This is a genomic window from Blautia wexlerae DSM 19850 (genome assembly GCF_025148125.1).
In the GTDB taxonomy this organism is placed as follows: Bacteria; Bacillota; Clostridia; order Lachnospirales; family Lachnospiraceae; genus Blautia_A; species Blautia_A wexlerae.
Genome location: NZ_CP102267.1, coordinates 2,030,118 through 2,056,599, shown reverse-complemented (window position 1 = coordinate 2,056,599; position 26,482 = coordinate 2,030,118). Strand labels below are relative to the sequence as shown.

Here is a 26,482-nt window from a genome sequence, read left to right as displayed (position 1 = left end):
TTCAATAATATAGTTGCATCAATTGTTTTTATAATTCTGCACTGAATTTTGAACGTAAGATTAAATAATAACAGATTATCTATCTCCATATTATTTTCTTTTATGTTACTCTTTGAAAAAACATTTTTAAAAATTCAAAGGATTTTCATTTATCTCTAGTTTATTCCAGAAATCTGACCATCCATTAATATGTTCTTCTGCACCAACTTTATATATGTTTTCTATTTCTAAAGTATCTGTACCATTTAGCCACATACAGTGCATTTTTAAAATCTCTTGTAACCCCCAAATATTATCTTCTGTATCATAACGTGAAAATAATGCAAATGTAAAATTCTCCAAGTCTGTCATCAATCCATAGTCAGCAGATGACCATCCTTTTTCTATGCGATGATAATATACAGTAAGTATATCCTGCAATATTTTTTCTACTTCATCTTCTGTCAGATACGGAAATAATACATTGTACAGCCTATTTACTCCGTCATAATCTAATTGCTCTGACTTTCTTTTCTTTAGCATATTCATAATTTGTTTCTTATGCCTAATGATACTATACGAATCCACTCTCTGTGCTGTCTGAATAAAATATTCTATGTAGTCCCATGAAAAATCACTTTGTTCAAATTTTTCTTCTATATATTCAAACATTTCATCACAATCCATTTCAATCACACTTTCAAGAAACGACTTCACATTATCATAATATCCTGACTCATACCATCGCTTTGGAATAATATGATTATGCTCTGATCTTCCTAATCTTTTTTGAGTATACTCACAAGGCGCTATTTGTTCCATCCTTTTCTCTAGTTCAGAATACCCTAATCTATAAATACACAAAGAAAGTGCCTTATGAACATCAGCACAGTAAATTTTATGCTTAGTATTATGGACGTCATAGAAATTTGCCTGCTCATCTATTGGGAAATAGTTAACTGTTTTTTCCCATATCTGTACAAGTTCTTCTTCAGAAAAAAAGCAGTTTTCCAATGCAGATATAATCCCATCAAACACAACTTCTATCCAATTGTCTTTAATAAATTTAATCATTTGGGAAAATTGAAAAAAACTATCTAAGCTCATATTTGCTGCCGCAGTAGACACTGCATTATCTATTTGGACAAAAGCTCTATTATCTCCAATTCTTGATGCATATTCAGAAATATTCATTAAAAGGCTTCCTTGCTCCTTCCAAATTTCTTTTTTTTCTTTGGAAGTTCTCTCAAACCACTGCAACGGATTAAAAAGACTATAATCCTTACGCCCAACATAACCAATACTTCTTGCATTTATTAATGCAGTAGCTTTTTTTATTCTTTCTTCCCACCCCATCTCCTTTGCTATTTTTAATAATACATTGGAAATATAATCTCGCTCAGACAACTCTTCTTTCCATATCTTACCATCAGAATTCATCCAAGCATCGAAAAATAACTCTATATAGGCTCCTTTTCCCTTTGCTACTAGATATCGCCAATATACTTCCAAAAGTGCAATTTCTGAATATGTTTCTGCCTTTATGCACAAACTTTTTTCTAAAGATTCTTGAAACACATGAGGAAGATTATCTATTATTCGAATAATACTTTCTAACACTTTTTTTCTATAAGAAGTTGTATCAATGCTAAAACAACCATTGTAATATCTATCATCTAAAATGATATCCAGCAATGCTTCAAAATCTTCCACTTTTATTTTTTGCATACATTCAAACAAAATACATTGTTCCATATATGCAATTTGATTTACCGACACTAGTAAATTTTCAGCAACAATGCTATCACTTCTATCATTTTTAAATTCACTCTTCTCTAAAGCCTTGTTCTTCAACGCAATAAATGAGTCTTTAGATACATATGTAAGAATATACATAATATCAGTAATTATTTTGAATCTTTCTTTTTTCTTTCCTATTTCCGTATATTTTTGATGATACCATTTTTTAGAAATATATTCAAATTGTTTATCATCTATTTCGGACAGCCACTCTTCACATAAATCAATCCTACAGTTTCTTACAGCCCAAACACATACAGAAACTCTATTTCTTTCAGAAAGGAAATTTCTTATTTGTTCATCTAATATGAACTCCATTTCTTCCGTCTTTCCTCTCTTTATAACTTGCTGCAGAAAATCTTCAATATCTGGTTTAAAATAGTAGCTTATATTTTCCAAAGTATATTTTAATTGATTTTTTCCTAAATAATTAACTGCCTCTTTAAGCCAACCTCTATAAAAATAAGCTGCTGCATTTTTTTCTGATTTATCTTCATAACATTCTTCCACTGGCGCTATTCTAAATTTTCTAGCATATGTTCCCCAAATTTCCAACAACTCGTTTATTGTATTTTCTTCATTATTTTGTGCCATGTCTTTAAACACCTTACCAGGTATTTTTTTATCCATACAGCGTACAAAAATTTGTTTAGCTCTGATAAATTCATTCTTTAAAACTAGAATTTCTATATCATTAAATATTTCATATAAATCTTCTATCGAAAAAAGAGTTTCTGCAATAAACTTTTTCTCACTGTTCAATGCAAAAGGCAATTCGACATCACTTTGATATTCTCTTTCCAACCAACGCAATGACTCTCCATGTTGTTGCATACTAGTAACGGCACAACTAAATTTCACAATTTTTCTTTTGTCTTCAATTCTAGGTAATATTGCCAATGTATCAAGCATCTGTTGCCGAATCTCCCCTAAATCTCTTTTTAAGAAATAGGCTTTCATTACATACTCGCAAGTAAAAACATCTATATATTTTTCTTCTTGTCCCGACTCCTTTAACAATTTGAATATCACTTCATGTTTAACCTTTTCATCGAAGTCCTTGTTTATTAAATAGTTTGCAATTTTCCCACTTATAGTTGGAAGCAATTGTTTAGCTTTTTTATAATGAGAAGATAAAAACAATCTAACATCATTATGAAATACACTATATCCTAAAGTATCATATGTAACGATTGGAAATAAATTTTGCAGAATATCTTCCCATTGCCACACTGGTATTTCGTTTCCATAAATATCTGCCATTGTTTGAGCCGAAATTCTTCTATTAATAACAGAAAAAGTTGCAGCCAAATACATATCTATAGTATACCTAATTTCTCCTACCTGTTGAGTAGCAGTCTTCCAAATATATTCATAATATGACTGGATACCAGAATTTAATCTTTTGACATTACTATTCTTCTCAAAATCGATAAAATTGCTATATTTAGTAGCTTCTTGCATTGCAAACACTCCAGAAAGTGTACTCCCCTTTGCAATTTTCGTAATATAATTTATAACCAATACTTTTTCATATTCAGTATATTTCATTAAAGAACTGCTTCTTTCATATAATAGTTCCAAATCACCCCTATCAATATTCGGAACATGTACCTCTTCTATCCTATCTGGATCTGATAAAAAATCAGGATATTCAGAAAACTGATGTGTTGGCTGTCCTGCAAGTATAAATCGAATATTTTCAGGAATAGTTTCCGGTACTGGCAATGTTCTTAAAAAGGTATTTGTATTTCCACTACGAGCTGCATGATCAATTCCATCAACGGCAATAACTGTTGGTCTCCCTGTGATATCCGCCCAGGCAGACGCCAACCGTAATACTTCGTTTCTTATTGTATCTACGGAGTCTATCAATTCTATTGATATTGGTACACTATACTCATAAAGTCTTCCTTTAAACAATTTTCTGAGCATAATCAACAAATTCCCCCAGAAATCTATTGGAGTGCTAATTCCAAGATCCCCGGAAACATATAAATCTCCTGGAACAATCGGCTTAAATGCATGAAATCGTAAGGTAACAATACTCTCTGGCTTACACGCCAAAAAACTAACTATGTTAGTTTTTCCACATCCTGGATCACCAGTTAAAAATGTTACTCTTGATTTTCCTTTTAAAATTCTATTTTCTAAATCTGTTACAAATTTAATCCGCGATTGAAAAAAGGGCTCACAAATAGGAAAAAAATGCTCTCCTTTTATGCTGTCACCGCATAATGAAAGTGCTTCCATTACATCTTCTTTATCTATTTCTTTTTTATTTCCATTTGATGTTGCCCACCACATCAATTGGTAACATAATTTTTGATGTAAATTTACTGCCTTTTCATGTGTTGTTTTAAATTTTTTCTGTAATTCATCTGCAATAGAAAAAATAATTCCGTTTAAATCTTCTTGATCAGATACCAATTCAAAGTTTTGCAAAAAAAGCAATTGTTCTTTTGCATCTAAATCACTCATGCAATCTTTCCAAGTATCCCATGCAGTCTTCCATTCTTTTTTCACAACAACCTTACTAATATCTGCTTCCTTATCAGATGACTCTCCTAAAGATTTTACTTGATCTTTAATTGTTTTCCAAAACAGTGTCAAAGGCGGTCTTTCCCATTCATCTTCCAACGTATGTTTTCGCTTTCCCATCTTTCGATTTGTAAAAAATACTACCTTGTTTTTTCCTTGATTCTTCCTTTCCATAATTTTCCATTCGGAAGAGTACTTATACAAATATGATTTCTTAGATCCTCCTTCAATCATATCTGAATATGTAATGCTATCGTCTTTCCTAGTATGCTTTACTTGAATATATTCAATCATTCCATCTTCATAAGTTACTACAACATCATCTAAGCTTTGACTGTCCTCCGATTGCAAAACTACATTTTTAATTCCGCTATCAGAATTTATCATCTTTACCATGTATAATAATCCAACTGACCATTCATACCAATATGGATCTCCTGTTCCAGCTGTTAAATTATTCATTTTCTATCTCTCCTATCTCAAATACTCCTTTTTCTCTTTTAATCAGAACTTTGCTCAAATAGAATTCAAAACGTCTTTATTGGATGTCTGCTCTGTTACATAGTTTTTTATTACTAATATATGTTCTTATCGTTTTCACTTACCATCCCCCACTCCCATTATATCCACTCTAATCCTCAAACACAAGCTGACCTTTTCTCTAAATTCCTTAAGAAAAAAGTACCTCACAATGCTGCAAGGTACTTTTTAATCCATATATATTCTTTCATAAATACTCGATAAAGTGCTTTGAGGTATTTAAGCCATTTTATTCATATTTTTGTTTACTGGTTGTATAAAATTCTTAACTGTTTTTTGCTAAAAGTGGTCATATTTTGGTCATGGTCATAATAGTATCTAGTGTTGAAGAGTGTTTTTTAATGTCATTCTGTATCTATATCTTGTACTATTCATCATTAGTCAACACTATATATACTAAATAATACTATCTGGACATCTACCCCCGCAGACATCCGGGAAGCACATGGCAAAGCGGATATCTACGTCATTCTTATCTTTCATTACAGAGTTGACTTCACCACCGATGTAACGGGCAGCCTTGTCAACTTTCATTAAAATTTCATCGCTTAAAGCTAGAGTTCTCATAGTATTCCTTTCAGAGGTTATTGTATCAACATTGTGTTAAGCAGGGAAAATCCCCCACAATATTCCTATTATATACGGAATGGTGGGGGATTTCAAGGGAGAGTCGGATAGTTTGCAGTTTTTATCTGACAGTATCAGGCTGTAAAAGCGTGAGTAATGTTTCGTATACATATGTATTTTCTCTGACAATTATAGAAAGTTCCTCTTTGGCCTGATTCAGTCGGTGAAATAAATTACGGACATCAGACCTGCCTTCTTTGAAATGTTTTGAACGCAGATATCTGTTCTGATCATAGTAATATCGTTCGTCCAATATGATAACAAGACGTTTTATGTCTCTCACGGCAGTAATCTCATATTCATAACCCTGATGTATATAATCTTCCAGTAAGGCAGCAGTCTCCTCTTCATTATTTGCATATACAACAGAAACATGCGGATAGGGTTTTGAGGTTTTTCTGTCTGTAAGGTGTAGCATATTCTGGATAAATGAGGAAAGTTCCGCATTGGTACGGATGCGGTTGGTTAAGTGAAACATCTGGATTTCCGGCAGATTTTCTATGAGTTTTAATGTATTTACCCCTAATTCTTCAGGACATATGGCATCTTCGGAATCGCTGGAAAATATTACAGGAAACTCCCCCTCCGATTGCGTTAACAGAATCTGCAGTTTTTCTGAAGAAAGCAAATGTGCTTCGTCTACCAGAACTGCACTGTAATGTTTCAGCTCTGTATTTTCGGTCAGCTGATTGTCCGAAAGAAAAGCAATACGCTGTAAACGTTTATGCAGTATTTTCCATTCTTTTCCGGCATTACCGCAGTGAATCATGCATATCTGCTGACGCCTGGACAGTTTCATGGCGATATCATAGAGAAGCAATGTTTTTCCTGTTCCGGGAAGTCCGGTAAAACAGAAATATCCGAACCGGCTGATACGGAGTTTCTTTAAGATCTGGCGCTGGATATCCCGCTGCTGGGAAGTCAGGAAGTATTCTTTTTTCAGGAAACGGGCCGGTTCTGTGATGGGGGAAATCAGATATAGTTCGGCCTGAAACAGATTGTCAATATTCCCTTGATAATCACTGCTCTCCTTTTGCAGTGATCTGCACAGCTCTATCCAGTCGGCTTCTGCAATATGATCATGATTGGTAAGCCTGACAAGGCGATTCTGACTGCTGATATACGTATAAGACTGTATGGAGCGTCCGAGAACGGAAAGGTAATAACGGTTCTGCATAAGCTGTTTACGAATTGCCTCCTCAGATACAGCCCCGCTTTTCAGTTCAATATTTATAATCTGGTCGTCTTTAATCTGGAGAAGATCAAATTCTTTCCCGAGTTTTGGAATCTGGTAGGAATAGAAAAAGCGCAGGGAACAGACTTTAGTCATATGCGATTCTAACTGGCGTACCAGTGCTTTCATACTCTGAAGTTCCCATTCCCGTATTTTGAGGAAATATTCCCGACCGGATAACTGACGTTCCAGTTTTGACAGAGAATCTTTATTCTGATTTCTCGTAAGTGCATATATGGATATTGATCTCATAACTTTTACCTTTCATTTTGCCGGAATTCTTTTATACTATTATAGCAAATATCAGCAATTGCAGGTAGCCTGAAAACAAAAAACAGCCAGGTGGATTTTTTCCTGGCTGTTTTCCCCATCTGAATCAGATTCAGAAATTGTTTTGAAATATCTATTATATTGTGGTTTGGCTGAATTACTCAGCTACAGCGATAGCTTCCACTTCGCAGAGTACGTTCTTCGGAAGCTGTTTTACAGCAACGCAGGAGCGGGCCGGTTTGCTTGTGAAGTATTTCTCATACACAGCGTTGAATGCAGCGAAATCTGCCATATCAGCAAGGAAGCATGTAGTCTTGATAACATTGTCAAATGTAAGTCCGGCTTCTTCAAGAATTGCTCCTACGTTCTTGCAGGACTGCTCTGCCTGTGTTTCGATTTTATCGCCTGCAACTTCACCTGTAGCCGGGTCTACCGGAATCTGACCGGATGCAAATAAGAAGTTTCCTGTCATTTTTGCCTGAGAATATGGTCCGATTGCTGCTGGTGCTTTTTTTGTTTCAAGTGTTTTCATGAGTGAATTCCTCCCGTACGATTTAGTGTGATTGATTGTCTGTATCTGTATCCATATCTTACCACCAAAAAAATATTTAGTCAACGGCAAAAAAATTGTCACATGGAAAATTTCTCTTTTATTAATGAAAGAAAAGATGAAAAATACTGACGATAATCTGATTAGTGGAAGCTCTTGAGCCAGTTTACCAGAGAATCATGCCAGATATTATCATATACTGTTTTCTTCATCTGGTCTGTAACAAGGCCGTTACCTGCCATTTTGGCAAGGATTGCCTGCTGTAATTCATCTACAGTCATGTCTTCCGGGGATTTATTCATATCTACAATTACTGTCTTTTCCTTTTCAGCAGCGGCTTCCGTATTTTCCGGAAAACTGTTTTCTGCTGATATGGCTGAAGTATCGGCAGTTTTTTCAGGCTGAATATCTTCTGCTTTTGCTGCTGCGGTTTCTTCTGCTGCGGTTATTGTTTTCTGTGCAGGAGACTCAGTCTGTGGGGAAGTTGTTTCTTCTGTATCTTCCTGTACTTTTTTGACATCTGCAGTTTCTACTTTTACTGGTATATATTCTGGCATTTCACCTGCTGGAACCCAGATTTCACCGCTGTTTGCGGCTACTGTTACATTGATATGTCCACCCTGAACAGGTACTTTACGGCCTGTGAGGGTTCCGATATATTCTGCACAGTTTCCTGCCGGAAGGCTCATGTCTGCTGCATTATCATCGTTATTTACGGTAACGATCACACGGATTTTGTCAAGGTCACGGGCAAATGCAAACTGGCGGTTGGTAAGCTGAAGTTCAGCGTAGCTTCCGTAGCTTAATGCAGGTGTATGCTGTCGTATCTTTCCAAGAGCTGCGATCAGAGCTGTACATGGATTCTTCTGTACTGCATTTGCATAGTCTTTGATATCCAGAGCCGGTCTGAGGCTGTCATCGGAGAATTTCTCTTTCTTTCCTTCAATACCGAACTCAGAACCGTAATAGATACTTGGTACACCTGGAAGTGTATAGAGTAAGACATGAACAGGTGCAAAATGTGCTTTATTTGAAAGCTTGGTATAAATACGTTCTACATCATGGTTGTCCACAAAGTTATAGAGATCAAGATTTCCCATATTCTGGAGATATTTTACAGTATGTGCGATCTCGAAATAGTTATGATCGTTATGTCCGCTGTAGAGTGCTTTATGCAGGGCATAGTTTGTTACACTGTGGAGCGTTTCTCCATTTACCCATCTGCTGTAATCACCATGGATCACTTCGCCCATAAGCCAGAAATCTTCCTTTACTTCTGCTGCTGTACGGCGCAGGGCACGCATGAAATCAAAATCAAGGACATCTGCCGCATCCAGACGGATTCCATCTACATCAAATTCTGATACCCAGAAACGGATCACATCACAGATGTAATTCTGTACTTCCGGGTTTCTTTGGTTTAATTTTACCAGAAGGTTGTATCCACCCCAGTTTTCGTAGGAGAAGCCGTCATTGTATTCCGTATTCCCTCCGAAGTTCACATTGCAGTACCAGTTGAGATATCTGGAATGTTCGCGGTTTTGCTGAATATCTTTAAATGCAAAGAAATCACGGCCTGTGTGATTGAATACACCATCGAAAATAACTTTGATCTCTTTTTCATGACAGGCTGCCACGAAGTTTTTAAGGTCTTCGTTGGTTCCGAGACGGGAATCTAGCTTTTTGTAATCTGTGGTTTCATAGCCATGTCCTACACTCTCGAATAAAGGTCCGATGTATAATGCTGTACATCCGATTTCTCTGATGTGGTCGATCCATGGAAGTAATGTGTTCAGACGGGAAACAGGAGCACTGTAGTCATTGTGCTTCGGCGCACCGGTTAAACCCAGTGGATAGATGTGATAGAAAATTGCCTCATTATACCAGCTCATAAATGACACCTCTGTTTTTAAATTTATAATTTCAATTTTATGGGGATTTTTTTACCCTGATATCATACAGGAAAGAAAATAATTAGATAAACTGTATTATAGTTGAAATTATATTCATACGATTCTTATAATAACAGATTTTTCAGACAGAATCCAGTTTTTTTTCAATTTTGGCTTGTATATCTCAGGATAGTGATGTATGAACAGTAACTTAAAATTTACTCTACAAAAAAATCTACTTAAGGTATATAATATTGCTGTAAATAATCTGGATATGCATAGAAATAGAAAGAAACAAACATAGATAAGCAAGGAGAATATAAACTATGAGACATATAGATGAAATTCAGATTGCCGGAACTGCAATCCTGCTTTGTGGCGCGATGTTTGCGGTTTCTGCTGTGGCACCTACCGGTAATACAGTGTCAAAAGCTGTTACAAACTTTACGGAAGCTCCGGAAACTGCTGCTGAGGCTCAGGCACAGGCAGAAGCTCAGGCTGAGGAGGATGGATTTACCATTTATACTCAGGAAAGTAACTATGATTCTGATTATGGCAACAGTTATAATGATACTTCTTACAATGACTCTTCTTACAATACTGATACGACGCAGGACGGTTCTCTGGATGATACAGGGCAGGAGAATGATAATACAGATACAGAAGATGGATCTTCTGATGATGGAAGCAGTGATCAGACATCGTCTGACGATACAGGGGATGATTCTTCCGATCAGATTGATTATCCCAGCGATGACAATTCCGGTGACAGCACAGATGGTTCTCTGGATAACTCTGATACATGGGAAGACAATGGAGAGGAAGTTCAGCAGATAGAGTATTAATCAATCTGACGCAGGACTTCACGCTAAAGCATTTTTCAAACCCGCTCCAAGATAGACTGGATTATTTGTATTATTTTACGAAATTACTATAATTATGTTTTTGTTTCTCAATAAATGGTATAATCAAACTGTTATTAACATTCAGGAGGCTTTTTATGAAGAAACAAAACAGGTTACTATCACTAATTCTATCTCTGTTCCTTCTGCTGTTTACCTTAGTTCCGCAATCAGCACTGACGGTAAAAGCTGAAGGCAACAGTGAGATGGCAGTTCATTTTATTGACGTTGGACAGGGAAATGCCATCTTAGTACAGTCCGGAGGACAAAATCTTTTGTACGATGGCGGGGATCAGAGCCATGCTGATCTGATCATCTCCTACTTACAGGAACAGAATGTGGAAAACATTGACTATATGATCGCTTCTCACTATGATGAAGATCATATCGGCGGTCTTGTTCCATGTATAGACAATTTCTCTGTAAGTAATATATTCGGACCAGACTATGTACATACTTCAAATTTATTCAATAATTTTATGAATACTGCCACTGCAAATGCAATTATCGTACAGTATCCTTCTGTAGGTGAAACATTTGATTTTGGCACCGGAAGTTTCACTGTTCTTGCACCGAATGGTATCAGCCAGAACAGTAATGATAACTCTCTTGTAATCAAACTTGAAAATGGTTCAAATAGCTTTATTTTTACCGGAGATGCAGAGGAAACCAGTGAACAGGATATGATCAGTACAGGTATGAACCTTGACTGTGATGTTCTTTCTGTTGGTCATCATGGGTCTGCAAGTTCAACTACCTGGGATTTCCTTGAGGCAACTTCTCCATCTTGCGCAGTCATAAGCTGCGGAATCAATAATCAGTATAATCATCCGTCAGCAGATACAATGGGACGTTTATCAGATATGGGAATCCCTGTATTCCGAACAGATAAACAGGGTACGATCATTGCAGTCTCCGATGGAACAAATATTTCCTGGTCACAGGAGCCATGTAATGATTATTCTTCCGGAGACTCCTCTGTAAATGCTTCTGCAGGTGGCACTGGTGGAAACTCCTGGCAAGAAGAAACTACCACTTCTGATCCGGTACCTGAACAGGAAGAATCCAACAATGCAGATCTAGGAACAATGGTATGGATCCCTGCAACCGGCGAAAAATATCACAGCATTCCCAACTGTGGAAGAATGAACCCGGATACAGCCAGACAGGTATCCAGATCAGAAGCCGAAGCTATGGGATACGGACCTTGCAGTAAATGTTACTGATAAACAAAAACAGCCGCATTTGCGGCTGTTTTGTTAAAATCCTTCCTGTCTGCGTACTTTCCAGAGTTTTGCACGTTTCTGTGCAGCTTCATTCTCTATCTGCTGAGTAACTCCCTCAATGATAAGTCCCGGTACTTCCACAGGATGCTGATGTTCATCTGTTCCAACCATAATAAAATATGCGCGGTTGATCATGGTTCTGGTTCCATCAAGGGCTTCACAGTAAGTATCAATACGTACTTCCATGGAAGAACGTCCCACATGTGTAAGCCGTCCGATGAGAACGATGGTATCGTTCACTCTGGCTCCGGCTTTGAAATACATATTGTCTACTGCAACAGTTACCACATTCATTTCCGCATGACGCTTGGCAACAATACCTGCTGTTTCATCAATCCATGCAAGCAGCTGTCCGCCAAACAGATAACCTGCGGCATTCAGACACTTTGGCATTAATAAATGAGACTGCTCTGTTAAGGAATCCTCAACTCGTTTCATTTTTCTTTCTGACATTTCTTTTCTCACTTCCCCTTTATCATGCTTTCTGTTGGCTATTATAGCACGTTCCATGATTTTGTGTTATATTTTTCATAATTTTCCTTCTGTATAATTTTAAAGCGTTATCACTTTAATATGAATGTATGAAAAAAAATACAATCTTTGTCTTGCCTTTCCCATCACTTTACTGTACAATGTTTAAATAGGTACAAATACAAATGTTCGCCATAGTAAAACACTGATCGCAAGGATGCATCTGCAATTCACTGTATCAGTGTTTTTTAATAAAATTCACTATAATATGCATTATTTACGAGTATTGCTATAAGTGAATTTGCGAATATTGCTGTAGATAAATAACGGGGAAATGAGGAATGATATTATGGAAAAACATGAAATGATGAGTCTGGAAGATTCCGGACAGCTTCGTGACAAAATAAGATTCTTTGAACAGGAACTGCTCAAGAATCATCATATCGATCCAAATCTGTATGTAGAATATAATGTAAAAAGAGGTCTTCGTGACTCCGCAGGTAAAGGTGTCCTGACAGGTCTTACAGAGATTTCTGATGTTAATGGTTATAATCTGATCAACGGCAGACAGATTCCGGCTGATGGACGTTTATACTATCAGGGAATCAATGTACAGGATATCATCAGTGGTCTGAACGGAAGACGTTTTGGATTTGAAGAAACAATTTATCTTCTGATCTTCGGTAAGCTCCCTGATAAGGAAGAACTTTCCAGATTTCTGGATATGATGTCTGATATGGAGGAGCTTGGCGGTCGTTTTGTCCGCGATGTTGTTATGAAGGGAACCAATGCCAATATTATGAATGCCATGCAGCGTTGTGTTCTGGCTCTCTATACATATGATGACAATCCGGAAGATATTTCTCCTGAAAATGTACTTCGTCAGTCTCTGGAACTGATTGCAAAGCTTCCTGAAATTGCCGTATATTCTTACCATGCATATCGCCATTTCAGAAAGGATGATACCTTATTTATCCGTAATCCGCAGAAGGGGCTTTCTCTTGCCGAGAACATTCTTCTTATGCTTCGCCCGGATGGAAAATACACAGAACTGGAAGCAAAAGTTCTGGATATTGCACTGATCCTGCATGCTGAGCATGGTGGCGGTAATAACTCCACTTTCACCACTCATGTGGTAACTTCTTCAGGGACAGATACCTACTCTTCTACTGCTGCATCCATCGGATCTCTGAAGGGACCTCGTCATGGTGGAGCAAACCTGAAAGTTCAGAATATGTTTGCTGATCTGAAGTCTCATGTAGATCAAGATCACTGGGATAACGAAGATGAAATCATAACTTACCTCAAGAAGGTTCTGAATAAAGAAGCATTTGACCATGCAGGGCTGATCTATGGTATGGGGCATGCAGTCTATACACTTTCCGATCCTCGAGAAGTGATCCTGAAACGCTTTGCCCAGGCACTTGCTGAGGAAAAGGGAATGACAGAGGAATTCGAGCTTTATAACAGAGTAGAAAATATTGCCGGCAAACTGATTATGGAACATAGAAAACTGTTTAAGAATGTCTGCGCAAATGTGGACTTCTACAGTGGATTTGTATACAGCATGCTTGGTATTCCGGAAGAATTATTTACTCCGATCTTTGCTATTGCACGTATGCCGGGCTGGAGTGCTCACCGTCTGGAAGAACTGATCAATGCAAATAAGATCATTCGTCCTGCTTACAAATATGTAGGACATCATACAGATTTTGTTGCTTTTGACGAAAGGTAAACAGATGAAACTTATTACTGGCTGCGGTTCATTCCGCAGCCGTTTTATTATGTCACTAAAGTGAGCTTCCCGCAGAAAGAGAATCCTGCGCTACTGTCCACTGGTAATATCCTTTTTCGTAAAAATATAATTTGCATTTGTTGTATGAGGTCTGTATAATCAAAATAAATCCGAAAAAGGAGGTATTCTCTATGGCAAAAGAACAGATTGCGGTTGCAGAACTGGTTTTAAATATGATCCTTGGAAAGACAGGCGGTACACGGGTAGATTATTTCCCACAGAAACCGGATTTTCCGTTTGATGCAGTTTATGAGCAGGCATTTGCACGTGCCACACCGGAGAGTCAAGGAATCTCCTCTGATCTGTTTGCTGCCCTTCTTCGGGAACTAGATGCTTCCAAAGATACGGAAATGCATCATTTTATGGCACTGCGTCATGGCAAGGTAATCTGTGAATGTAATTTTGCACCATACCCTAAAGGAATGTGGCATATTACACATTCCATGTGCAAGAGCATCACAGGTATGGCAATCGGCATGTTGATCGAAGAGGAAAAATTAAAACTCGATGAAAATATTTATGACATTTTTCCGGATCATATAAATGCCTTTTCAAAGATTTTCCGCCCTGCGATCACAGTAGAGAATCTGCTGACCATGACAAGCGGCGTAACTTTTAATGAATCAGGTATCGTGTCCGGAAATGACTGGCTTGGAAGTTTTCTGAATGCATCTGTCAATGGAAAACCCGGAACAGAGTTTCAATATAACAGTCTGAATACTTATGTTCTTTCTGCAATCGTGACGAAACGTACAGGAGAAACCCTGACCGAATATCTGACTCCGAGACTGTTTGGTCCTCTTGGTATCACGAAATATTACTGGGAAACCTGTCCGAAAGGAATTACAAAAGGCGGCTGGGGACTGTTTCTCTGTGCAGAAGACATGGCAAAACTTGGCCAGCTGTATCTTCAGAGGGGAAAATGGAATGGTCAGCAGCTGGTGTCTGAATATTGGATAGAAATATCTACGGCACGACATCTGAAAACTCAGAATGACACCTATGGATATGGATATCAGCTATGGATGGAACAGCGCCCGGGAAGCTTTGAATATAACGGAATGTTGGGACAGAATGTTATTATTTATCCGGATATGGATATGGTTCTTGTCACAAATGCTGGAAATAAAGAAATGTTTCAGGACTGTATCATGCTGAATATCATTCGGAAATATTTTCCTGTTAATTATCATCCCGCCGATGTTCTACCTGAGAATCCGCTCTCCTATAGTCTTCTGAAACGGTTGTGCGGAGAACTGGAAAATGGAGAAAATAATAACAGAAGTACTTCTCTGCGCGGGGGATGGAAAAGAAATGTAGTTTCCAGAAGGAAGCATTCAGATAAAAAATACAGCTACCGTATTTCAGCAGCCGTTGATTGCCCATCTGATCATCACAGTTTTATGCGGGCTGTAAGCGGCAGAACTTATGTTATGGAACAGCAGAATATTGGAATTGCGCCGTTGTTTGTGCAGGTATTCCACAATAATATGACAGATGGTATTTCTGAAATTTCTTTTACTTATGATGCGGGAAACTTTTGCGTTTCTTTTACCGAAGGTGAGGTAATCCATAAACTTCCTGTTGGATTTGGAAGGGCTGCGGATGGATGTGTTGATCTTCATGGAGAACATTACCTTGTAGCTACACTGGGAGAATTTGCAAGAGATGAAAACGATATCCCTGTATTAAAGTTGGAGATTACTTTTATCGAAGAATGTGTGAAACGAAAGGCGCACATTTTCTTTCATGAAGATGATGAAATTGAGATCAGATGGAACGAAACACCCGGTAAAAAAATGATCCTGGCAGGACTGAGTTCTATTACTGAAGAACTGTCAGGAAACTTCCTGTATAATTCGCTTCTGGGAGATCATAATATTACGACAGAACTGCTGCACCGGCTTATGGAACAGACGATTGAGCCTGTTGTAAGGGGATATCTGAAGAGACCGGAAGAAACAGACAGTATTGATACAGATGAGTGAATATAATAAAGTCTCATATACAAAAATGCATTTCTCACTAAACGATTCAGATGAGAAATGCATTTTACATTTTACAGGTTTATTTTATTTATGGCATGCATTATTTACGCGGATTGCCATAGTTCTGTTTAGTCCTGTTTTACATTAAAGGCTTTCATTCCCGGATATACTGCGCTTGCGCCGAGCTCTTCTTCGATACGGAGAAGCTGGTTGTATTTTGCAACACGTTCAGATCTGCTTGGAGCGCCGGTCTTAATCTGGCAGGTATTCAGTGCTACTGCAAGATCTGCGATTGTTGTATCTGCTGTCTCGCCGGAACGATGAGAAGAAATTGCGGTGTAGCCTGCTTTGTGGGCCATTTTGATTGCTTCCAGTGTTTCGGATACGGAACCGATCTGGTTTAATTTGATCAAGATCGCATTACCTGCGCCAAGGCTGATACCTTTTGCAAGTCTTTCTGTATTTGTAACAAACAGGTCATCACCGACAAGCTGTACTTTGTCGCCAAGTCTAGCTGTAAGTTTCTGCCATCCTTCCCAGTCTTCTTCATCCAGACCGTCTTCGATAGAGATGATCGGATATTTTTCGCATAATTTAGCCCAGTGCTCAATGAGTTCTTCGGATGTATACTCTGTGCCGGCTTTTGGAAGTTTGTAATATCCTTTGCCTTTTTCACTCTTCCATTCAGAGGAAGCAGCATCCATGGCAATCCTGAAGTCTTTGCCTGGTTCATATCCGGCTTTCTTAACTGCTTCAAGGATTGTCTCGATCGCTTCTTCATCGGATTTCAGTGCAGGTGCGAAACCACCCTCATCACCTACAGATGTGGCAAGTCCGCGCTCTTTCAAAATGGCAGCAAGTGCGTGGAACACTTCCGCACACCATCTTAAGCATTCTTTGAAGGAAGGTGCCCCAACTGGCATGATCATGAATTCCTGTACATCCAGCCCGGATGATAATGCATGGCATCCGCCGTTTACGATGTTCATCATTGGTATAGGGAGGCGATTTCCGGATACTCCGCCAAGGAAACGATACAACGGAATTTCAAGAGAAGCTGCCGCTGCTCTGCAGCATGCGATAGATACTGCAAGGATTGCATTTGCTCCAAGTTTAGATTTGTCTTTTGTTCCGTCTGCTGCGATCATTGCTGCGTCTACTGCATAGATGTCACTTGCATCGAGACCTTCGATTGCTTCGTTGATTGTTGTGTTGATGTTCTCTACTGCTTTCTGCACACCTTTTCCAAGGTAACGAGCTTTATCTCCATCTCTTAATTCCAGAGCTTCGAATTCTCCTGTAGATGCACCGCTTGGAGCAGTTCCTCTTGCAACAGTGCCATCCATCAGATATACTTCTGCTTCTACTGTCGGGTTTCCTCTGGAATCCAGAATTTCTCTTCCAATTACTTTCTCAATTTCTAAGTACATGATAAATCCCCTTTCTGGTTTTGCATTTGGACTCCTGGTACACCGCAACTGAGATGTACCGGGTGGATTATATCTGCAGTACGGCCTTCAGCATAGCCGTGAGTTCAGCAAGCACAGATGCAATCCATTGTTCCGAAGGTTTCAGCAGGTCTTCGGATGGAGTTCAAATGATTAATTCACGCTAGAGTTTGTGGCATCTAACTCTATTGGTTAGTATATTCTAACTTTAATAAAAATGCAAGAGGATAATTGGGAGGATATTGAGAAAGTATTTCAGAAAGCGAGAGTTAATGATACATTAACAAAGCCTAAACACTATTAAGCTTAACCTATAAATAAGGAAATTTAAAATATTGCACATATATCTCTAATTACAAAGATATGCTTTACTTGATTGGTTTAAATATATTTAAACCACAAATAAGAAGCCCATATTTTTGTGTATTTTTCCGTATTTGCTTATTTATAGCTTAATATTGTTTAGGCTTTACCCTTGTTTTATTATAGAATAATTAATGAGGACATTTAGCATAAGTGATAGTATTTTGATATACTGCATTTGCACGATATCCACATTTTTTGCATTTTTGGCAGGTATATAATTTGACAGTGCATCCACCTGATGAGTTTTTAGCATGAGTATAAAAAGTTCCATTTACCATAGCATGTGTACATAATGCATAAGTAGATGAAGACTCGTCGCAAACTATTGGATTATCATTTGTATCAATAAAAATACTGTCATGTTCTGAAAAATCAAGAGTATCTATGATATTTACATTCACCATATTTGCTTTTATGCAATCATCTCCAAAATCATCTAAAGAATCAACCAAAACAACACTACTAAAACTTTCGTCAGATGACGGCATTGCCTCATACGCCAACACCGTCCCGGCTCCAGCCACAATTGTCAGTGCTGACACTGCCACCATAATCCCTCTCTGCAACAATCCTTTTCTCTTTTCTTTCATCATGTAGTTAATCCTCCTTTTTATTGTTTTAAAATCTTTTCCTTCTTTATCTTTTTTATGTCCGGAAAAATTATTTTTCCATACAACCGGACGTATGTCCGAAGTTGAGGCTTCTAACACCAGCAGTTTGGCGTAGTCTTTGCGTTTTTCTTTTGGACAGCCTTCTACTGCCACGCTGTCACTGACTATTTCTGCTGTATCGATGTAAAGGAGAAGTAAAAGATATGCCACAGGGTTCATCCAGTGTACACACAGGACAAGGAGACATAACAGTTTTACTAAATTGTCGTGATTCTTTAGATGGGCACCTTCATGTTTATATACCATGACAAAATCAGGATGCAGAGGGAAACTCTCCGGAATCACAATCTTCTGACGAAAAAAGCCTATGGTACATGGTCCATAAGTATCATCCGGAATCAGATAATAGGTAAGATTATTTTCCGGATCTTCTTCTTTTTCAAAAATGAAATTATTGATAGAATGTGCACTTCTCCAGTATTTGATGATTTCATAAACCGCAAAGATAACAATTCCACTAAGCCAGAGCTTAGCCATAATATCAAACCATTGCGGCATCCATATGTATTCTCCCTTTCGCTCAGTCCAGAAAGATAAGGAGTTGGATAAGTACAGTTGAGCTTCTTCGTTAAAAAGAGCCTCTGGATAGACTTCTTCAGGTATCAGATATTTTATCAACTGTATCGGCACAAGATAAAAGAATACGCCTGTCAGTAGTAATCTTCTTCCAAGAATGTAATTATAATTTTCACACTGAATCACATATAAAAGCAAACAGATCACAACAGGAATGCTTCCTGAAATGGACATACAGACTAATAGTTCCATTTAAAACATCACATCATTTCTTCTTAATGTATTCTAATAAGAATTCTTTCTCTTCCTCTGTAAGTTTCTTATCAGAGATTAGAGCGCTGACAAGGGTTTTCATATCAGAGACTGTATATCCTGATACGGATGGTTTTGAAATCTGTGTAAATTTGACAGTTTCCGTCTCGCCCTTTTCTTTAGCAAATTTGTTTAATTTATCATACAGATAACTGTTTCTCAGTCCAAGGATAAACATGGTTCCCGGATAAAGTAAAGATACTGTTGCAGCACCGATCATATATAAGGTAAATTTATGTGTATCGTCTACAGGAGGTTTGCTCATAAAATTGATAAAGAAGCAAATACCAGAACATAAGGTAAATAAAATCCAGCAGACAAGTTCTATTTTTCTTTTCATTCTTTCATCTCCTGATTAATCAGGCTGATAGAGTCATTTGTCTCACCTGATTCGGTTAAGTAATTGTAAATTTCTGTCACTTCTTAACTACAAATAGTCTACCATGTTTTGTACAAATTAAGCAACTGATTTTGGGGAATTTTTCAGACTTTTTAACGCCATTATTCGAGATTTGTCGAGAAATCAATTTGTTGGCACAGAGAAAGCCAGGCAAAAACTGCAGTATAATCTGCAAAGTTTCTGCCTGGTTTTTTAATAGGTTTATGATTTAATGATATTTACTGAACATGCTCATTATTTATGAAGAAATGAAAACAGACCTTTCTTTTTTTCATAAGGTTCTGAACTGATACCTTTTACTTCATATCCTGTTGCGCTGATGGCTGTTTTTAGCTTTGCTTCGTCTACAGATTTCTCTGAAATGATCACAGTTTCCCCTTTGCTGTGGGAAGAAGTAACTTTATCTACCTGAAAGACTTTTCTCACTGCATCGTTTACGTGAGATTCGCACATTCCGCACATCATACCGTCTACTTTTACAGTTGTTTTAATCATATTGTTGTCCTCCATTTTTACGTTATAAGTTAGAAATAGCCAGAGCATATGATTTTTTCTCTTACAATAATTTTATGCCAATGCCTGGGCAAGTGCTTTCTGAATTGCTCCAAGGATTCCTTCTGAGGAATAAGTGGCACCGCTTGCAGCATCAATTCCGTCTGCTGACTGATTTCCCATAATCTGAGGATAAATAGTTTCCCATGCATAATCAAAGTACTCAGGTGAATCACTGTTACTCTGTTCAATAGATGCAATCTGACCGCCCTGAATCGTTACGGTCACATTTACTCTTCCACTGTATCCGTAGCTTGAGCCTGTATAAGTTCCGTCAATATATGGTCCTGTAGGTTCCGGCGTAGGCTCCGGAGTCTCTTCCGGTGTTGGTGTGGGAGCTGGTGTTTCCTCTGGTGTTGGAGTAACTTCTGGAGTCGGAGTTTCTTCCGGTGTCGGGGTTGGGGTTGCTTCAGGAGTTGGCGTAACTGTTACTTCTGGTGTTGGAGTTGGTGTCACTTTTGTGGTGCCTTTTTCTGCCTGTTTCAGAATATCTTTCATTGCGTTTATGATACCCTTTGAAGAGTAGGTCGCACCACTGACAGTATCAATGCCATCGACAGACTGATTCTGAATGATCTCATTTTCCAGGATATCCCATGCTTTCTTAAAGAACATAGGCGTATCTGTATGCTCTGCTTCCAGAGACTTGATCATACCTTTTTTTATCTTAGCTGTCAACGTAATTGTCCCACTGTATCCTTTACCGGTTCCTGTATAGGTTCCGTCTTTGTAAATCTGTTCGTCTCCCGGCTTCGGTATTGGAGAAGGTTTCTTTGTCGGTTTCGGTGATGGAGTGGGAGTTGGCGTAACAACTGCCTGATTTCCTGATGGAATTGCCTGTGACAATGCATTCTGAACCGCAGTAATAATTCCGTTTGAAGAATAAGTGGCACCACTGACTGCATCTACGTTAGGAGACTGGCTTGCAAGAATTTTGCTGATCACACCCTGTGCATTTGCAAAATAAGAGGCTGTTTCATTTGATGCATCTACAATATTGATAGCTGCAATTTTATGGTCAGTGACAGTTACCTGAACAGTGATCGTTCCTCCGAAACCGGTTCCGGAGCCTGTATAGGTACCGTCTGCATATCCACCGGCAGGAACTTCTGTAGTTGGTGTGACTGTGCTTCCTGCACCACCCCCTGCTGTACCTCCATTTGCAGAGGAACCTGTAGATGAATTTTTCTTTGTTCCTGTTTTAATCTTACTTGTTTTTTTTGTCTTTTTTGATGTTTTTGAAATTGAGGTTCCATTGGTTTCAGAAGAGTCTTCTGAATCAAAATCCTTACCTGCAGTTCCTTGTGAAATCAATTCTTTAATCTCATCAGTAGACATAACATTATTATCGGAAACTGATGTAGTCTCCACAGGACTTTTATCTGCCTGATAACAGGTTACACAGACTGCTGCAAAAACTGCTGCCGCAGGAATAAGCTTTAACCATGGACGGAAACTGTCCTGTTTGGGTTTCATTTCCGGAGTCTTATTATTTTTCTGCTCATTATTTTTGTCCATAAATTCCTCCTTCTTCAATAGTTTCAGAAAATCATATTCTGGTGATTACCGTAATAACTGTATAAAGTTTTACAGTTGAAAAGAAATCCTGCCCTTTCTGGTGGGATACAGGATTTCTTTTCTCAGCTCAGATTATTTTACAGTTACTTTAACTGTTTTGGTTACACCATTGCATGTTACTGTGATTTTGGCAGTACCCTTTTTAATACCCTTAATTGTACCATTGGATGATACTGTAGCAATTTTCTTGTTGCCGGATTTGTATGTAACTTTTCCTGATGGAGCTGCTTTTGCTGTAATCTTAGTTGTTTTGCCGACTTTTACAGATACAGATGTTTTGCTCAGTGTAAGAGTTGGATTTTTAACTGTTACTTTGCAGGTTACCTTTACATCTCCGCATTTAGCTGTGATGACTGCGGTACCTTTTGCCTTTGCAGTAACCTTACCGGTTGTTTTGTTTACGGCTGCAACTTTTGGGTTGCTGGAAGTAAATGTAACTTTTGGTGCATCTGCTCCTGTTACAGTTGCCTTCAGTGTAGTTGTTTTTCCTTTGTAAACAGTGGCTGTTTTCTTGTTGAGAGTTACTGTTACCTTCGTATCTGCTTTAACAAGAGCCTCTACTGCTGCGTTCAGATGAGTTGTAGCTTCATCAACCTCTGCCTGAGTTGGCTTTTCTTTTGCAAGAAGATCCTTTGCTTCCTGAAGCTCTAACTGCATTGCCTTCCAGGAATCTGCTGTGTAATCTGCTTCTTTTAAGGCTTCTGCTTTTTCTACTGCTGCTTTTAATACTGTTGTATCTGCTTCTCCTGCTTCCGGTTTTACGATGTTTGCATCTGTTGCATTAACTTCAAATACAGTATCTGCATATCCCATTGCATATACGGCGATTTTCCATTTGCCGGTTCCATCTGTTCCTTTTGGAAGCTGGCAGCGGTAGGAATCTGTCAGACCAAGCTGGATTCCCATTGCCTTGTGCATCCAATTATCTGCTGCAAATTTTGTTCCGTAAGATGCCAGAACTTTATCACCATTTCCGTAGTAATCCCATTTTACAGCATACATTTTAGCACCAAGAGCTCCATATCCGTCACCTGTAATATCTACTCTTAAGAATTCGCCGTAACTTCCACTTGCTTCTTTTACTGTTGCGGTAACATTGGATGCTGTCTGGAGTGCCTGATCTTTAAGTCCGGAACCTGTACCGTTTGTTCTGGCCTTGAATGTGAATGTTCCATCGGAACCTTTTACAGCTTCTTTTAAGCCGTTTGTTTCAGCGGTAACATCCGCAACTGCACTATAGGACTGCAAATTGTTTTCTCCAAATCCTCCGGCAACTGTGCTTCCGTCTTCCACAACCTTGAACTGGGATTTGAAGGCTTCATAATCTTCTGCTTTTACTGCGACAGGTATATATTTCAGGCCTACTACGTTATAATGGTCGAATTCTACAACACTTCCATCAGCTTTTGTAATCTGTCCTCTTTCAGGCTGATTCAGCTTTACAGTTGTTCCGTCTGTAAGAACTGCATCATTAGCTGAGGTCCAGTAGGAAATCTCATAAGAACCGCCGTTTTTGTCATACATGATTGCTTCACACTGGTAGCTTCCTCTGTGCAGGCCATGGTTTACAGTAGCTCTGGTTACTGTGTCGAAACCGCCTTTGTCAAGTTCATCATGGCTGTCTTTTGTTCCATTGGAAGCTGTGTTTGCAGCATTATAAACTCCCTCAGATGCCCAGTACTGTGCCCATGTCAGACCTGCATAGACATATTTGTAGCCTGTTTCTGCTGTTGCAGCGAATTCATCTTCTGCTGCTGCCTGATCGTCAACAAAAGGTGTTTCCTCATCGCCTGCAAAAGCATCAGCGGTGTCATCTGCTGCATCAAACTCATCTGTCTGTGCCTCAATCTCCACAGCAGTATCAGATGTAAAATCCGCAGCCATAACCGGTAATCCTGAAACCATCATTGCTGCACTTAAAATTGCAGGAGCTGCCATTTTGATTAAATTTCCCTTGCGCATACCTTTAAATCCTCCTGAATATGAGTTAATAAATAGTTACTGTTCACACACCACTATCCCGCGAGGTGTTTTGGCATGAATATGCCAAAATCCCGAGACATACAAGCCAAAATTCCATTGCCGCAGGCAATCTGGAATGAATTTTGGCTATGTTACTGTGAACGGAGTGAACAGTAACAATAAATATATTTCCAAACTGTCCGGAAAACTGAAATTTTTGACAGTTCAGAGATCTTTATATAAGATAAACCTATTCACCGATGGAATAAGTATCTTTCAGTAATTGAAATCTTTCTTTCATGCCTTCCGTCATCCAGACATGATCAGAATCATCTACGAACAGACCGTCTGCATTGTATTTCTTCAAAAGTTCTTCTGCCTTTTCTTTTCCCAGTACAAAGCATGCAGTGGAAAGTCCGTCTGCGTTCAGGCCGTCATCACACACAACCGTCACAGATGTGAGACCGCTTCTTGCAGGATATCCTGTAGCAGGATCCAGTATATGATGATATCGAACACCATCTTCTATAAAGTATTTTTCGTAATCTCCGGAAGTAGATAAAAATTCAGTACCATTCAGAGTAACTACTCCCAGGTAATCACCTTCTGTATCCCGCGGATCAGTGACAGCTACCTGCCAGGCAGAGCCGTCGGGTTTGCTTCCATAGCTCATAACACTGCTGCCGCCCAGATTCAGGATCATGCCTGATACATTTTTATCTGCATCAAGAACTTTCTTTGCTGCATCACAGCCAATTCCCTTACCTGCAGCCCCCAGATCAAGAGTTACTCCCTCCGGCATGGTAACTTTATTTCCATCCAGAGTCACCTTGTCATATCCTACATTTTCAAGCATGGAATTTAATTCATCATCTGAAGGAATGTGCGGGTCCTCTCCGTCAATGTCCCACAGGCGGATCACTCTTCCCATAGTAGGATCCATGGCTCCGCCAGAAGCTTTCGACAAATCCAGTACCTGTTTTAAACAGGTGGCAGTTTCATCAGATACCGTTGTTGTATTCCCGGCATTTTGATTGATCTGGTATATCTGAGAACTTTCTTTTGTCCAGGAGATCCAGTTCTCTTCTACATCTTTTAATGCAGAAATTACGTCTGCTGTGATATCTTCACCTGTTGTGTAAAGAGTCTCTGATACTACAGTGTCCATAGCAAAATCTGTTTTGGTGTATGTGTTTATTTCAGAGTTTCCCCATACAGTCCGGGATGTGCATAAAAGGGAGGCTGTAATAAAAAGTCCCAGTACAAAAGAGTGTCTGTTTGTCATATATTTTCTGATTCCTTATCCTCTTATTGTTGTTTCCAACTAACTCTATAGACTATATCACTGTATGGATAGTATGTCTACCAATATAGTTAGTTCTTACTAATCAAATTTTCTCAATAAGTTAGCAGTTACTATTTTTTATCAATAACAGTGCCTGTATGAATATTTTTCCTTGGGCAGACTGCAGTGCAGGCGTGACAGCAGATGCATTCCCCTGAATGTGCAGTATCGCCGTCAATATCCAGATGTGCCGGACATCTCTTCTTACAGAGAGTACACTTTGATGCACAGTTTGGACGATTTCGTTTGAAAAGTGCTCCCGGGATGATCGGCATGATTGCAAATACTGCTCCCATGGGACAGAGAAACTGGCAAAAGAAACGCTCCTGTGTACACATTCCGGCCATGATCAGGATCAGCAGAACTGTTCCCACAATGTAGGTAGATTTCGGCAGTCTGCCTGTTGTAAGCATGGAGAATACATCCCATGAACTCATTCCCTGTAATTTGGAATAGAATCCTGTTATGCAGGAAAGAAGCAGAAATGCAAGAATCACATATTTTACTTTCTGTAATCTGTGCACCCATTCTTCAGGATATCCATGTTTTTTCTTTTTTCCAAAGCATTTCGCGCGGATAAACGCGGTAAGCTCATACAGAGCATCTCCCAACGAGCCAAACGCACAGGCATAACCGCAGAAATGGCGTCCGAACAGAATGGTAATGATCAACAGTAATGCCGTGATATCCAGAAAAGAGTTCCAAGTTACACTCTGCTGTCCTCCGATTGCAAGAAAGATGGATTTGATTCCTGCAAATGCCGTAGAAAAAAGGGAGGGCGCTGCTATAAAAAATATAAGCTGTATGGCTGCACGGATCAGCCGTACCTTTCGTTGTTTCTTTTTCATGCGTTTTCCGCCTTTGATAATGCATCATTTACTGCTTCTAAGATACCCGTAGAACTGAAAGTTGCTCCGGAAATGGTGTCAACATCTGTGCTCTGCTCGCTGATGATGCTGTTTATGACATTCTCGCCCTGTGACAGATAAGCACTGTCCTCACCCGGCGCACTGACTACACTGACTGCTGTAATAGTATCGTCTTCCAGTGTTACCTGGACTGTGATGGTTCCACCGTATCCGGTTCCGGAACCTTCGAAGGTGCCATTTTTATATACATTGTCAGAATCATCAGATTCTTCAGAATCTGCCTGCTCTGTATTTTCTTTATCCTCTGTGGAATCCTTTTCAGATTTATTATCAGCTTCTGAAGATACATCAGAAGAAGCATTACTTTCTGCTGCTGTTTTCTGTTCCTCATAAGTTTCCTTTAATGCTGTAAGTATCTGGTCCTGCTGTTTCTCCAGGCTCTCTGTTTTTGCAGTCAGGTCTGCAATATCCTGAGCCTGTTCTTTATCTTTTACTGTTCCGTTATAGAAAAATACCGCCATGATGATCAGCAAAAGTGCGATCAGACGCAGATAAAAGTTTTGATTATTCACGTTGTCTCCTCCTTTA

19 protein-coding genes are annotated in these 26,482 nt (G+C 38.8%); 4 read left to right on the top strand and 15 right to left on the bottom strand.

The features are described 5' to 3' along the window. Positions 1-126: 126 nt before the first annotated feature. The 5 genes from NQ550_RS09540 to NQ550_RS09520 form a co-directional block, all read right to left on the bottom strand. Positions 127-4,782, bottom strand: coding sequence for an ATP-binding protein (locus NQ550_RS09540; RefSeq protein WP_025581139.1), 4,656 nt, complete (start codon positions 4,780-4,782; stop codon positions 127-129). 474 nt (positions 4,783-5,256) lie between these two features. Continuing rightward, positions 5,257-5,394, bottom strand: coding sequence for a hypothetical protein (locus NQ550_RS09535; protein WP_197724785.1), 138 nt, complete (start codon positions 5,392-5,394; stop codon positions 5,257-5,259). A 154-nt stretch (positions 5,395-5,548) separates the two neighbouring features. Further along, entirely contained in the window at positions 5,549-6,973 is a 1,425-nt protein-coding gene (locus NQ550_RS09530; RefSeq protein WP_259839977.1) for a DNA/RNA helicase domain-containing protein, read from the bottom strand. A gap of 175 nt (positions 6,974-7,148) precedes the next feature. After that, complete coding sequence (locus tag NQ550_RS09525) at positions 7,149-7,523, bottom strand: RidA family protein (RefSeq protein ID WP_008703111.1); 375 nt, start codon at positions 7,521-7,523, stop codon at positions 7,149-7,151. Positions 7,524-7,684: 161 nt separating this feature from the next. Beyond that, the gene (locus NQ550_RS09520) at positions 7,685-9,433 is read right to left on the bottom strand and encodes an alpha-amylase family glycosyl hydrolase (protein ID WP_025577029.1); all 1,749 of its coding nucleotides are present in this window, start codon (positions 9,431-9,433) and stop codon (positions 7,685-7,687) included. 326 nt (positions 9,434-9,759) lie between these two features. Here NQ550_RS09520 and NQ550_RS09515 point away from each other — a divergent pair, with 326 nt between their 5' ends. Both NQ550_RS09515 and NQ550_RS09510 read left to right on the top strand, forming a co-directional pair. Next, positions 9,760-10,278 (top strand): hypothetical protein, encoded by a 519-nt coding sequence (locus NQ550_RS09515; protein WP_025577028.1) that lies wholly within the window; start codon positions 9,760-9,762, stop codon positions 10,276-10,278. Between the two features lie 155 nt (positions 10,279-10,433). After that, positions 10,434-11,561, top strand: coding sequence for a ComEC/Rec2 family competence protein (locus NQ550_RS09510; RefSeq protein ID WP_025577027.1), 1,128 nt, complete (start codon positions 10,434-10,436; stop codon positions 11,559-11,561). 33 nt (positions 11,562-11,594) lie between these two features. Here NQ550_RS09510 and NQ550_RS09505 read toward each other — a convergent pair whose 3' ends face one another. Then, positions 11,595-12,074 (bottom strand): acyl-CoA thioesterase, encoded by a 480-nt coding sequence (locus NQ550_RS09505; protein ID WP_025577026.1) that lies wholly within the window; start codon positions 12,072-12,074, stop codon positions 11,595-11,597. A 367-nt stretch (positions 12,075-12,441) separates the two neighbouring features. Between NQ550_RS09505 and NQ550_RS09500 the strand changes: the two genes are divergently transcribed. Both NQ550_RS09500 and NQ550_RS09495 read left to right on the top strand, forming a co-directional pair. Then, entirely contained in the window at positions 12,442-13,827 is a 1,386-nt protein-coding gene (locus NQ550_RS09500) for a citrate/2-methylcitrate synthase (protein WP_020993894.1), read from the top strand. 191 nt (positions 13,828-14,018) lie between these two features. Next, positions 14,019-15,875, top strand: a complete 1,857-nt coding sequence (locus NQ550_RS09495) for a serine hydrolase domain-containing protein (protein WP_025577025.1) — start codon at positions 14,019-14,021, stop codon at positions 15,873-15,875. 128 nt (positions 15,876-16,003) lie between these two features. Here the strand turns inward: NQ550_RS09495 and eno are convergent, their stop codons facing one another. The 9 genes from eno to NQ550_RS09450 form a co-directional block, all read right to left on the bottom strand. Further along, positions 16,004-17,308 carry a phosphopyruvate hydratase gene (gene eno, locus NQ550_RS09490; RefSeq protein WP_025577024.1) on the bottom strand — a complete coding sequence of 435 codons (1,305 nt, stop codon included), beginning with the start codon at positions 17,306-17,308 and terminating at the stop codon, positions 16,004-16,006. Positions 17,309-17,817: 509 nt separating this feature from the next. Continuing rightward, positions 17,818-19,128, bottom strand: a complete 1,311-nt coding sequence (locus NQ550_RS09485) for a M56 family metallopeptidase (protein ID WP_029676793.1) — start codon at positions 19,126-19,128, stop codon at positions 17,818-17,820. Between the two features lie 13 nt (positions 19,129-19,141). After that, positions 19,142-19,528, bottom strand: coding sequence for a hypothetical protein (locus NQ550_RS09480; protein WP_025577022.1), 387 nt, complete (start codon positions 19,526-19,528; stop codon positions 19,142-19,144). 294 nt (positions 19,529-19,822) lie between these two features. Continuing rightward, entirely contained in the window at positions 19,823-20,083 is a 261-nt protein-coding gene (locus NQ550_RS09475) for a heavy-metal-associated domain-containing protein (RefSeq protein ID WP_025577021.1), read from the bottom strand. Positions 20,084-20,155: 72 nt separating this feature from the next. Next, positions 20,156-21,658, bottom strand: coding sequence for an FMN-binding protein (locus NQ550_RS09470; RefSeq protein WP_025577020.1), 1,503 nt, complete (start codon positions 21,656-21,658; stop codon positions 20,156-20,158). 132 nt (positions 21,659-21,790) lie between these two features. Then, a complete protein-coding gene (locus NQ550_RS09465; protein WP_025577019.1) occupies positions 21,791-23,680 on the bottom strand; it encodes a penicillin-binding Tp47 domain C-containing protein in 1,890 nt (629 codons plus the stop codon). Between the two features lie 250 nt (positions 23,681-23,930). Beyond that, positions 23,931-24,965, bottom strand: a complete 1,035-nt coding sequence (locus NQ550_RS09460) for an FAD:protein FMN transferase (RefSeq protein ID WP_025577018.1) — start codon at positions 24,963-24,965, stop codon at positions 23,931-23,933. Positions 24,966-25,096: 131 nt separating this feature from the next. Next, a complete protein-coding gene (locus NQ550_RS09455) occupies positions 25,097-25,873 on the bottom strand; it encodes a 4Fe-4S binding protein (RefSeq protein WP_025577017.1) in 777 nt (258 codons plus the stop codon). Next, entirely contained in the window at positions 25,870-26,466 is a 597-nt protein-coding gene (locus tag NQ550_RS09450) for an FMN-binding protein (RefSeq protein ID WP_025577016.1), read from the bottom strand. Before NQ550_RS09450 ends, NQ550_RS09455 begins: the two co-directional genes overlap by 4 nt. Positions 26,467-26,482 lie beyond the last annotated feature (16 nt).